We start from the raw sequence: 11525 nt of genomic DNA, 5'->3' as shown, positions 1-11525 counted from the left end.
AAGGCCGCTTTTCACACCTGTAGCAGGTGAACACCACGAACGAGAGGGAGCTACTCATGACGACACCGACTTCGCCATCAGCACTGCCCACCGCTCCCGCGCAGGCGAACGGGCAGCCCTTTGCCCCGGCGTGGATCGAAAGCGTGGCGGACACGAGCAGCCGCATGGCGCCCTACCAGCTGATCGCGGACCAGCTCCGCCGGGAGATCGCGGCCGGCTCATTCGCTCCCGGCAGTCGCCTGCCGTCCGGGCGGGAGCTCCAGCAGCGTCTCGGCGTCTCCAGTGGCACGGTGCGAAGTGCGGTACGCCTGCTCAAGCACGAGGGGCTGGTCTACTCCGTCCAAGGCCGCGGCAACTACGTACGACGCGACCAGGCATCCGCCCCCCGAACCGCGACCATGCCCTCGGATCCCATAGGCAGTTTTTCGCCGTCCCAGCAGATCGCCTCCGAGCTGCGCCAGCAGATCACGACGGGCCGCCTCGCCCAGGGCTCCAAGCTCCCCTCGTACCGCGAACTGGAACAGCGCTACGCCGTGGCGAGCATGACCGCCCGCAGCGCGCTGCGGGTGCTGCGGGCGGAAGGACTGGTCCACACCGTCTGTGGCCGGGGCACCTACGTGACTCGGAACACGCCGCTCTCGCCCGCTCCTGTCGGCGAGGAGACAACCGGTGGGGGGGCACGTCACACCGCATCCACCATCACTGACGCGGCTCTCGACGAGCTGTACGACCAGCTGGCCGACCTACAGCGGCGGGTAGCGGCATACGAGCGCGGCATGGAAGCCACAGCATGAGCCAGATGCCACCGATCGGCACCTGTGGGTCCTGATCTTGGCTGACCGTGATCCCGCACAGCGAGGCCCTTCAACTCAACAGCGGTTCGGCGTACCGGGCGCGAGCGTCTTCGCGACTCGCGTGGCCATCGACTGGCGGCCGCCGTCCGCCCAGCCCGTACCCGCCAGCAGGTCCCGGCATGGGCGGGGGCGGCCGGCGGACGGCCGTGCCGACACGCACGATCGCAGTGCCGAGCCCGACACACCCCGGTCGAGGCACTGGCCCACTACCTGTTCCGTCGCGCCCTGGCTCCTGGCGCCGCGCCTCGGCCTCGTGCGCCGGCAGTGCCCGACACGTTGAGAAGCTCTTCGCCCTGGAGAAGGGCGCGGGTGATCTCTTCCCGTTCAGCGGGGCCGAGTTCGGCGTACGGGACGTTGTCCCGTACGAGCTCGATGCGAGGGAGCAGCCCCTCGTCCTTCAGCTCGGCCAGCCACTGTCCCACTCGTGGGGATGGATTTTTCCGATGGCCGCAGAGGCGCACCCCCAGCGGCTGAATGCTCCGGCCGATGTACCGCCGCCGTCCATCGCGCGGGTCAACCAGTGCATACACCCTGCCCGTCCCCCACGGCGGCCTCGTCCATCGCATGGATCGACCCTGTGCGCAGCGAACCGACTCCGCACGTCGGCATCGGCATCCGGCTGACCACGGCTGCGCAGACCAGCCGCCACGTCCTCGGCGCCGTACACCCAAGGACAGTGCTGAGGCCGGGGCTGGCCGAGCCGGGGGCAGAGGGTGACTCTTTGGGGTGGGGTGGCGGCATTCGGCGCCGGCCCGGCCCGTCCGGCCGCTACGCTCGGCGCGCGGCACGTGTGGGCCGTGTCGAAAGGGGCAAGGGGGCTGGGCTCGTGGTATCCGTTCCGCCGGCCGTGAAGAATCCGGACGGCGGCCCAGACGCGATGGTGACGGCGGCGCAGATGCGTGCGCTGGCCGCATGCGCCGTGGTCTTCGTGCCGGCCGACCCTCCACGGGAGAGCCGCATGGCGTTCTGGCGCCCCGCCGGAACACCGCCGGACGCCGATGGTTGTGTGACGGTGGTGCGCCCACACGGCGCTTCGGTACGCCGCCGGGAGGTGCCCGCCACCCTCGTGCCGGTGTCACAGGCGCTGGCCGTCCTCACCGAGGCGCGCAGGATGCCCGGCACCGATCCGGCGGCAGCATTCTGGGGCGTGGCCACCACACTGAGCCTCCACATGATCGCCCGTGGCCGGCTGCTGCCCGGCGTCAGCCCGGGCGGGCTCGACGCGTGGCGGATCGGGCCGTACGACAGCGAGGACCGCGCGCGGCTTGCGGAGTTGGCGGCCGCGATGCCGCCCGAGGCGCGCGCCGTGCCGCTCCAGGGCCCCGCAGCGCTGGAACTGCCGCAGGCCGAGTCACTGCTGCGGGCCTTTATGGATGCGGTCGCCGATGTGCTCGCCCGGACTCCGGCGGGTCCCCTCGCTGCAGGTGGTGATGCCTGGACCGCGGCCGAGCCACAGCAGGTGGAGGAGCAGCGGGAGTGGGCGGCCGAGGTCGCCTCCGGCCTGGACGCGGGCGTGGGCGTATCGCTGCGGATCGAACTGCCCGGAACCGGCAGCGACCCGGGCGCCTGGGACGAGGAAGACCCGGCCGATCCGGGGGGTGACGACGGCTACGACCTGGATAGGGACGGCCGGTTCGGGGCCGTCGTCCAGCTGCACCACCTCGCCGAAGCCGTGGTCGCCGATGCGCGGGAGATCTGGTCGGGCCGCTCGGCCGCCGCCGGCCTGTTCGGACCGGGAGCCAGAGCGCAGGCGCTGCTGGTCCTGCGCCGGGCCGCCCGTGCATGGCCGCCGCTGGGCCGCCTGCTCGCCATGGCGGCACCGGCCGGGCTGTCACTGTCCGACACCGAGGTGAGCGACCTCCTCGGCGACGCCGCCACCTCCCTGGCCGCGGCGGGCATCCAGGTCCACTGGCCCAAGGAACTGGCCAAGCAACTGCTGGCCAGTGCTGTCGTCGAGCCCGCCGAGAAGACCGCCTCCGACCTGCCGTCCCTGCTCTCGACCGAAGCCCTCCTGGCCTTCCGCTGGCACTTCACCCTCGGCGGCCGCGAACTCGAGCCCGCCGAGCTCGACCGGATCGCGGAGGCACAACGGCCCATGGTGCGCCTGCGCGACCAGTGGGTCCTGATCGATCCCGAGATCCTGGCCCGGGCCCGCGACCGCAAGGCCCGCGAGCTCACCCCCGTCGAGGCACTGGGCACCGTCCTGGCCGGGAGCGCGGACATCGACGGCGAGCGGGTGGAGGTCACCGCCCGGGGCTGGCTGGCGGACCTGAAGGAGCGCCTCGCCGACCCCGAGGCCGCTGCCCGCCGCATGCCGGTGCCCCAGCCCGCCGCGCTGGCGGCCACGCTGCGCGACTACCAGGTCCGGGGCCTGACCTGGCTGGACCAGATGACCTCCCTCGGTCTCGGCGGATGCCTCGCCGACGACATGGGCCTGGGCAAGACCCTGACCACCATCGCTCTGCACCTTCACCGCGAGGGCAGCCCGGCCACGGCCGGCCCGACCCTGGTGGTCTGCCCGACGTCGCTGCTCGGCAACTGGGCCCGCGAAATCGAGAAGTTCGCGCCCGGCACCCCCGTCCGGCGCTATCACGGCACCAAGCGCAGCCTGGCCGGCGCCGACGAGGGCTTCGTGCTGACCACCTACGCCACCATGCGCCTGAGAGCGGCCGAACTCTCCGCGCATGCCTGGGGGTTGGTGGTAGCGGATGAGGCGCAGCATGTGAAGAACCCGTTCTCGGCGACCGCGAAGGCCCTGCGGACGCTGCGGGCGCGGGCCAAGGTCGCGCTCACCGGAACGCCGGTAGAGAATAATCTGTCGGAATTGTGGGCCTTGCTGGACTGGACGACCCCGGGACTGCTGGGGCCCTTGAAGGCGTTCCGTGACCAGTACGCCCGGGGTGCGGAGAGCGGCGAGGACCCCGACGCCGCCCGACGCCTGGCAGCGCTGATCGCCCCGTTCCTGCTGCGCCGCAAGAAGTCGGATCCGGGCATCGCGCCCGAACTGCCCCCCAAGACCGAAACCGACCACCCCGTCACCCTCACCAAGGAACAGATCGCCCTCTACGAGGCGGTGGTCCGCGAGACGATGGCCGCGATCCGCGAGAGCGACGGCATCGCCCGCCGCGGCCTGGTCCTCAAACTCCTGGCCGCACTGAAGCAGATCACCAACCACCCCGCCCAGTTCCTGAAGGAATCCGGTGCGAAGACCGCGGGCCGGTCCGGCAAGCTGGAACTCCTCGACGAACTGCTGGATGTCATCCTCGCCGAGAACGCCGCGACCTTGGTCTTCACCCAGTACGTGAGCATGGGCCAGCTGATCGAGGAGCACCTGGCCCGGCGGGGCATCGCCGCGCAGTTCCTTCACGGCGCCACCCCCGTCAACCAGCGGGAGGAGATGGTGCGCCGCTTCCAGGACGGCGAGGTCCCGGTCTTCCTGCTCTCCCTCAAGGCCGCCGGCACGGGCCTGAACCTGACCCGGGCCGGGCACGTGATCCACTATGACCGCTGGTGGAACCCGGCCGTCGAGGAACAAGCAACGGACCGCGCGTACCGCATCGGCCAGACCCAGCCCGTTCAGGTGCACCGCCTGATCGCCGAGGGCACGGTCGAGGACCGGATCGCCGAACTCCTCGAAACCAAACGGGCGCTGGCGGACGCGGTCCTCGGCGGCGGGGAGGCGGCGTTCACCGAACTGAGCGACGCCGAGCTCGCCGCCTTCGTCCAGCTCAGGAGCGTGCGCCGATGAACCACACAACCGGCGATGAGGCCGACCGCCGGCGCGTCTTCCCGCCGCTGCCCACCGCCCGCGGCCGCCGCTCCTTCGCCGAGTCCTGGTGGGGCAACGCCTGGGTCAGCGCCCTGGAAGGCCCTGCCCGCTCCGCCACCGGACGCCTCGCCCGCGGGCGCACCTACGCCCGCGCCGGCAACGTCCGCGAGATCACCATCACCCCCGGCCGCGCCACCGCCCAGGTGCAGGGCAGCCGCCCCGCCCCCTACCGCACGTCCATGGAGATTCCGCAGCTCACCGCCACCCAGTGGGACGCCCTGCTCGATGTGGCCGCAGCACAGGCCGGGCACCTCGCCGCCCTTCTGGACCGCGACATGCCGACCGCCCTGGCCGAGGACGCCGCACAGGCCGGTGTGCGGCTCCTGCCGACCAGCCACGACCTCCTTCCGTACTGCTCGTGCCCCGATGACGGCTACCCCTGCAAGCACGCCGCGGCCCTCTACTACCAAGTCGCCCGCCTCCTCGACCATGACCCCTTCGTCCTCCTGCTCCTGAGAGGCCGAGGGGAAAGCGAACTGATGGCCGACCTGCACCGGCGCAACGCCGCTCAGGCCGCCGCACCCGCCCCTCCGTCTCCACCGCCCGGTGTGCCTGCCCGGGAGGTGTTCGCCGCCGCCCGCGCCGGCCTCCCGCCTCTGCCCGCACCACCACCGCCCGTCGACCATCCCGGCCCGGTGGCCCAGCTGACCACGGCCGGCGAACCCGCACCCGGACTGGACCCGGCAGCCCTGGAGTTCCTGGCCGCCGACACCGCCAGCCGCGCCGCCCAACTGCTGCACCAAGCCCTGTTGCCCCCCGACACCCCTCAGCAGATCGCCGCCCCGCTGCCCCTCAGCGTCGGCGACGACGTCGTACGCCTTGCCGCGGCCGCACCCCCCACCGAGATCTTCACCCGGCTGTGCTGGAGCGCCCACCGCACCCCGGCCTCCCTCGCCCGGGCGGCCCGCGCCTGGCAGTACGGCGGAGCCGCTGCCCTGACGATCCTTGATGAGCCATGGGATCCGGACCCGGCTTACCTCGGCGCCGTGCGCGAGCAGATCAGACAAGCGTGGGACGGAGAACGCGCCCCTGCAGTGCGCGCCGCCGGGAACAACTGGCTCACGCTGATCGGGCACGACGCCCAGCTGCGCCTGGGCACCGATGGACACCTCTGGTACCCGTACCGCAAAAAGCACGGCAACTGGTGGCCCGCCGGATTCCCGCACCGGGACGTCACCGCGGTACTGGCTGACCTGCTCGCGGCGGACGCTGACTAGCCCCGAGGGCGCCCTCGTTGGTTTCGAGCCCGGGCTGGGGTTCTCGCACCCCCTTACGGGCGCTGTCCCGCACCGGCCCCGCCGACCGCGGCCCTCCCTCACCACCGGTGCCGACAGAGATGGCCGGCCGTGATTCCCTCGCTGCTCAGCAGGAGCATGTCCGCTCTGATCGAAATCATGTTCCCTTATGTGTGAGCGTCAGGTTACGGTCGGTGTGACGCAAGAACGACAAAGGGGGATTTCATGCCTGCCGTCACTACCTCGCCCGGCCGGCCTCCGGGCATCCGTGAGGACGCCGACGGGCTGACGGAGCGCCAGCGTGCCGTCCTGACAAGCATCCTCGACTCGGTGCGCAGCCGTGGATATCCGCCCTCGATGCGGGAGATCGGAGAAGCGGTGAAGCTGGCCAGCACCAGCTCCGTCGCCCACCAGCTTCTCGCGCTCGAGCGCAAAGGGTTCCTGAACCGCGATCCGCACCGGCCCCGCGCCTACGCCCTCGCCCCACACGCCCAGGCACTGGCCGATGCCCGCCCCCTGCCCGCCCCGTCCGACGCATACCTCTCCGCGCGAGCCGAAGAAGCCGAGCCGAACGCCGCCGTGGCACAGGTCCCGCTCATCGGCAGAATTGCCGCCGGGGCTCCCCTCCTGGCCGAACAGGAAATCCAGGACGTGCTCCCGATGCCACGTCAGGCAGTGGGCCACGGAGAGCTGTTCGCGCTGACCGTCGTGGGGCAGAGCATGATCGACGCCGGTATCAGAGACGGCGACGTCGTCACCGTCCGGCGCCAGAGCACCGCAGACCCGGGCGACGTCGTCGCTGCCCTCCTGGCCAGCGGCGAGGCCACCATCAAGAAGCTGCGCATTACCGACGACGGCGCGTGGCTGATGCCCTGCAACATCGCCTACCAGCCGATCCGACTGGAGAACGACGCCACGATCCTGGGCAAGGTCGTCGCGGTGCTGCGCTCCCTCTGACGGCAGGCAGGCCCGGCCGAGCACAGTAGCGAAAGCGCCACGGGCCAGCAGGCCGCCCGGAGAAACGGCCCACCCGTGCCCGTCGTCCGCCACGGCGCGCCCGGTCCGTCCCGGAAGAACCACGCCGGCCGTTGTGAGGGGTATGGTGCGGTCCGGCAGTCCCTGCTGCCCCTGCCTTGCGTCGGCCGGCCCGGACCCAGCGGCGCGTTCATGGTGGAGAGAGGCGCATCGCCCCGTCAGGTACGTGTTCGCGTGCGGTTTCTGCGTCCTGTCGGCGCGCCGGTCCGGGGAGTCGTGCCGCAGATGGGCCCCTCAATGATCTCCGGCGAGAGCAAGACCTCGCGTCTTCGCACCCGGTACACCGCCGAACCGAAGGCGGCCGCGCTCCACTACTTCCGCCAGTCCGGACTACGGTTCGGCCTGGTCCCCGACGCCGAGGACTTCCGCCAGCGCCTCCTGGAGGCGCTCTTGCTGCGCACGCTGGCCCGCCGGCACCCGGCGCTGGCACAGCTGTCGGAGCCCGGCTCGGTGTGGGGCCTGGCCGGAGCCAGTCCCGCCCCCGACGGCCTGGTGCTGTGGCCCGCGCCGGGACAGGTCCCCGGTCTGCTGGCGCGCTGGCTGCCCACCCGCACCCCGGACGGCTTGATCGGCGGCGTGCCGGGACTGCGGGCCGCGCCCCTGCCGTCCCGCAGCCACTACACCCTCAGTCTCGCCCTGGCCGGCCACGCCGCCCGCGTCGAACTGCGCGCCGAGCCCGCCGACGTCCGTGAGGCGGCCCGTCTGGCGGCCGAGACCGGCCTGACGGTGCTGTGGGAGGCGGATGCGGCTTCCCGCGCGGAGGACGAGGCCCTCGGCGGCGCCCTCGCGGATCTGAACGGCGCCGAAGCAGCTCTGTGGAGCGGGGCGTTGCGGCGCCTTGGCCTGGCCCGCAACTCCTACGCAGCCTGGCGCCACCGGGCCCCGCTGGAGTCGGAGCTCGAGGGCCCCAACCCGGAGCGGATCGCGCCCCGGGATTCAGGCCCTGGAGCGGGACTACGGGGCGTGGTCGCCGTGCTTCCCGGCGACGGCAAGGGCGGCCAGGGGTGCACCGCCGCGGCCTACCTGCTGGCCGCTGCCGCGGCTGCGGGCGGCGCGCGGGTCGGCCTGATGGCCACCGCCTACCACGCCCGTCTTCTGCGCCTGCTCGGCCGGGACGACAGCGCCCCCTTCACCGGCTGGCGCGACGTCTCCCGGCCGCTGCCCCCGGGCAGTCACCTCAAGGCGGCCCTGGTAGCCGAAGGCGACGACGCGGCGGCCGAGCAACTGGCGGCGGCGCGCGCCGACTTCGACCTGGTGGTCCTCGACGTGGGCAGCGGCCGGCAGCCGCGCCTGGCCGGACAGGCTGATGCCGTTCTCGCCCTCGTCGTCGACCGCGTTCCCTGGTACAGCCACGAGGTCCTCGACGACCGCTCGGCCCGGGCCCAGATCTGGAGTCACGTGAGCGAGCAACGTCTCCGCGGCCCAGAGCCCGGCCTGCCCGGCTTCCTCGACGAGACCTTCCAGTACTACGTGGAGTGGCGCGCCGGCAGGGAAGGCATCCCCGTGCCCCAGGACGAGGACGAGGACGAGTCGGGCACGGGCCTGACCGCCGATGCTGCTGAAGCCGATGCGACGGGCCCGCACAGCGAAGAGGACGACTACGGAGTCTGGACCGAGCCCTACGACCCGCACGATCCCGCGGGCATCGAGATGTTCTGGTCCCGCCCGGCCGAGTCCCACCTGCACCCGGACCTCCACGACGTCCTGCCCGCCGAGGACGACGCCCCCTACCTGGACACCTGGCGCGCGGACTTCCTGAGCATCCTCACGCCGGAAGGGCAGCACCGGCACCCCGAGCAGTGGCCGCACATCCTGGCCCACTGGAGCGAGCGCAACCGCTCCCGCAACCTCGAACGCCTCCCCGCCGGTGCCCCGACCGCCGACGAACGTCTGGCCGCGTGCGCGCAGCAGGCAATCGAACGCTGGGGCGAGCAGACCTGGCAGCGGGAGAGCGCGGCGTGGCGGGCGGCAAGCCCTGAGGAACGCGCCGAGGTATGCCGTGCGGAGCGGGACCGCGTGTGGACCGTGAAGCACCCGCGCCCCGCGCAGGATGTCGCCGAAGAGCTGCGCGCCATCGCCCCGATGGTGCCCTCCGGCCGCCCCGTCGTCCTGGCAGTCACCCGGGTGCGCCAGGACATCGACCGGCATCTGATGGATGAGGTGAGCCAGGTGCTCCAAGGCCAGGGCATCGCGGGGCTGACCGTAATTCCGCACAGTGAGATCCTTCAACAGCGGTTCGGCGTACCGGAAGCGGGCGTCCTGCCGACGCACGTCCTGTCCATCGGCCGGAGGCTGGCGGCCGCCGTCCGCCCCGCCTTGCGCCCCCGTCCGTAGCCGCCCGGCACCTGCCCGCAGGGTCGAGGCGGCTGGCCGCCTCGACCGCGGTATCGCGGTAGCCGGTCGTGCTGCGGGTCGGTGAAGATGGGGAGTCAGAGGATCAGCCGGGGAGGGGCGGTTGTGGGGAAGTCAGCGCGCGGTGTCCGTATCCCGTTCGTCCGGGACGCGAATGGTGACAGGTTCGACCGGTTCGCGATCGATATCCAGCCCCAGGCGCCTTTCGTGCCGCCCCTGACCTGTGACGGGTGCGGAATTCGCGTGGGCGTCCGTCACGGGAACGCGGAGAACCCCGACGGACGCTCCTCCCACTACTTCAAACGCGAGGACCACAAGCCGGACTGCCGTTTCGACCTCCAGCAGCGCGGCGCACGCATCGCCGCGGCATCCAAGGAAACGGTCGTGCGCCGCGACGGGCAGTGGCGGCTCAAGTGCCCGCCTCTGGAGGGCCGAGGAAGCGCCGGCAGCACGCGCCGCCCGCCTGGTCCGGCGCGGCCGCCCACCGCCTCAGGCGGTGGAGGCCGGCGCGCGACGAGCGACCTCGCCGGACCCGCGATCGCTTCCGCCCGCCGCATCGTCCAGCTGCTGGAGGACTTCGAGCACGATGCCGAGGCCCTCGCCGAGTTCGCCGCCACCGCTCCGAACGGCAAGCGCAACATCCCCTGGGACCGGTTCTGTTACGGGCGCGCCGGCGTCCACACACTGGCCCAGGCCCTCATCGACGGTACGGCCTCGGCGATCCCGCACGCGGTGTGGGGGCCTGCGAGCATGGCCGACGCCGTCGCCGGCAAGACGGGGGAGACGTACGTGGTGCAGTACGCCGCCCGGCACCCCGTCACCATCCAGGGCAAACAGGTCCAGCTGCGCATCGCCCTGCGCTCCACCGACCCCGATTGGATAGCTGCCGACTACCGCTCGGGGAAGTTCCTGGGCTACGGGTACTGGCGGCTCTTCCCCGCCGACCTGGCCCAAGCGGCTGCACGGGGCTGGATCGAACTGCAGCTCTGGGCCGACCAGCCCTGGCAGGTCGAACGCTGGGACCTCGACGCCACGCCCTCCGGCGCCACCGCGCGGCGCGCCCGCTCCCCCCGCCCGCCGCGGCGCCCCATGTCACCGCGCACGGGCAACCGTCCACCCGCGGCGGGGCCTGCCGTCCCACCCGTACCTGCCCCTGCCCCGGCGCCCCCTGTCCCACCCCAGGTCACCGCAGCCCTCCCGGCCACGGCCGAGCAGACGGACACGGCACAGCCCACCAGTCCCCACGGCCCGGATGAGCCTCGGCAGCCCGACGCGCTGCCGCCGGCGACCGCACCACAACCGCAGGTTCCAGCCGAGCCGAACGATCCGCCCTTCCCACCGCCGCCGGCCTACCCGCCCTCGGCCGCTCCGGCCGAGGGAGACCCGGAACCGTCATCAGCGATTCGCCGATGGCTCGGCCGATTCCGCCGCCCATAACGGGCCCAGGACACGGCACCAACAAGAAGAGGAAGCAGAAAGCGGTCACCAGCGCGATCGTGCCGCCGAACGCGTGGCCCCACAGTCCAGGAGGCGCCGCATGTCGTAAGCAGCAACTCCCACGAGCGGCGACTCGGGCAGCGTCCCCGAAACGTCGAACTCTGCGGGGACCAGCTTGTCGCCGTGTCCCACCGCTGCCAGCCCCAAATAAGCAGGACATCACCCTAACGGGCCCGGCCTTGTCCCGCCGGGGACGGGAGACCGGCCCCGCTGTGGGCGGACGCTCAGCCCGTCCACAGCTCCGAGACGGTCATCACCGACCAATCCCACTGTCGCTTGTCGTCAAGGCCGGGGAAGAGGATCATGTCCTCCTCGCTGCCCTGGGCTTGCTTTCGGGCCTCTGCGAGCTTGTGCAGCAGCGCCAGGTGGAAGTCCTCGGGCACGGGATGCGGCCCCTGGTATCCGTGACCCACGCTGTCCCGGTGGACCAGCGTGATCGTGTCGTCCGAGCCGATCTGCGAGGCAGTCACCTTCTCGGTGCTGGCCATGAGGTGGGTGATGGAGTCGGCGCGGACCAGCGGGCCGCTCCTGTCCTTGTGCATGCTGGTGCCGAGCACCCAGATGTCTGCCATGAGATTCCCCTCCTGGTGATCGCCACCTTCATCCTCACTGATGGCTCCGGCACCCTGCCCCGGCAGTGCGCGCGGAACCACCTCACTGTGCACGGCTCGGTGCTGGAATCCGAGGGCGGGACGGCAGGCCGCGCTTCGTCGAACGCCTCAA

7 protein-coding genes are annotated in these 11525 nt (G+C 72.0%); 6 read left to right on the top strand and 1 reads right to left on the bottom strand.

Annotation, left to right across the window (positions count from 1 at the left end; translation table 11 throughout):
- The first annotated feature begins 56 nt into the window (after positions 1-56).
- The 6 genes from ACFY1P_RS20200 to ACFY1P_RS20175 all read left to right on the top strand — a co-directional run bounded on the left by ACFY1P_RS20200 (position 57) and on the right by ACFY1P_RS20175 (position 10742).
- A complete protein-coding gene (locus tag ACFY1P_RS20200; RefSeq protein WP_390751378.1) occupies positions 57-794 on the top strand; it encodes a GntR family transcriptional regulator in 738 nt (245 codons plus the stop codon).
- A 955-nt stretch (positions 795-1749) separates the two neighbouring features.
- The gene (locus tag ACFY1P_RS20195; RefSeq protein WP_390751505.1) at positions 1750-4602 is read left to right on the top strand and encodes a DEAD/DEAH box helicase; all 2853 of its coding nucleotides are present in this window, start codon (positions 1750-1752) and stop codon (positions 4600-4602) included.
- Positions 4599-5900: an SWIM zinc finger family protein gene (locus ACFY1P_RS20190; protein ID WP_390751377.1), complete on the top strand. Its 1302-nt coding sequence runs from the start codon at positions 4599-4601 to the stop codon at positions 5898-5900. The genes ACFY1P_RS20195 and ACFY1P_RS20190 overlap by 4 nt, the downstream gene beginning before the upstream one ends.
- Before the next feature lie 243 nt (positions 5901-6143).
- Complete coding sequence (gene lexA, locus ACFY1P_RS20185) at positions 6144-6875, top strand: transcriptional repressor LexA (RefSeq protein WP_390751376.1); 732 nt, start codon at positions 6144-6146, stop codon at positions 6873-6875.
- Positions 6876-7178: 303 nt separating this feature from the next.
- Entirely contained in the window at positions 7179-9287 is a 2109-nt protein-coding gene (locus tag ACFY1P_RS20180; protein WP_390751375.1) for a hypothetical protein, read from the top strand.
- 261 nt (positions 9288-9548) lie between these two features.
- The gene (locus ACFY1P_RS20175; protein WP_390751374.1) at positions 9549-10742 is read left to right on the top strand and encodes a hypothetical protein; all 1194 of its coding nucleotides are present in this window, start codon (positions 9549-9551) and stop codon (positions 10740-10742) included.
- A 284-nt stretch (positions 10743-11026) separates the two neighbouring features.
- Here ACFY1P_RS20175 and ACFY1P_RS20170 read toward each other — a convergent pair whose 3' ends face one another.
- Positions 11027-11374, bottom strand: coding sequence for a hypothetical protein (locus tag ACFY1P_RS20170; RefSeq protein ID WP_390751373.1), 348 nt, complete (start codon positions 11372-11374; stop codon positions 11027-11029).
- Between the last annotated feature and the right edge of the window lie 151 nt (positions 11375-11525).

Origin of the sequence: Streptomyces sp. NPDC001407 (assembly GCF_042895325.1) — a bacterium.
Classification (GTDB): domain Bacteria; phylum Actinomycetota; class Actinomycetes; order Streptomycetales; family Streptomycetaceae; genus Streptomyces.
This window is presented reverse-complemented; position numbering and strand designations above follow the sequence as displayed.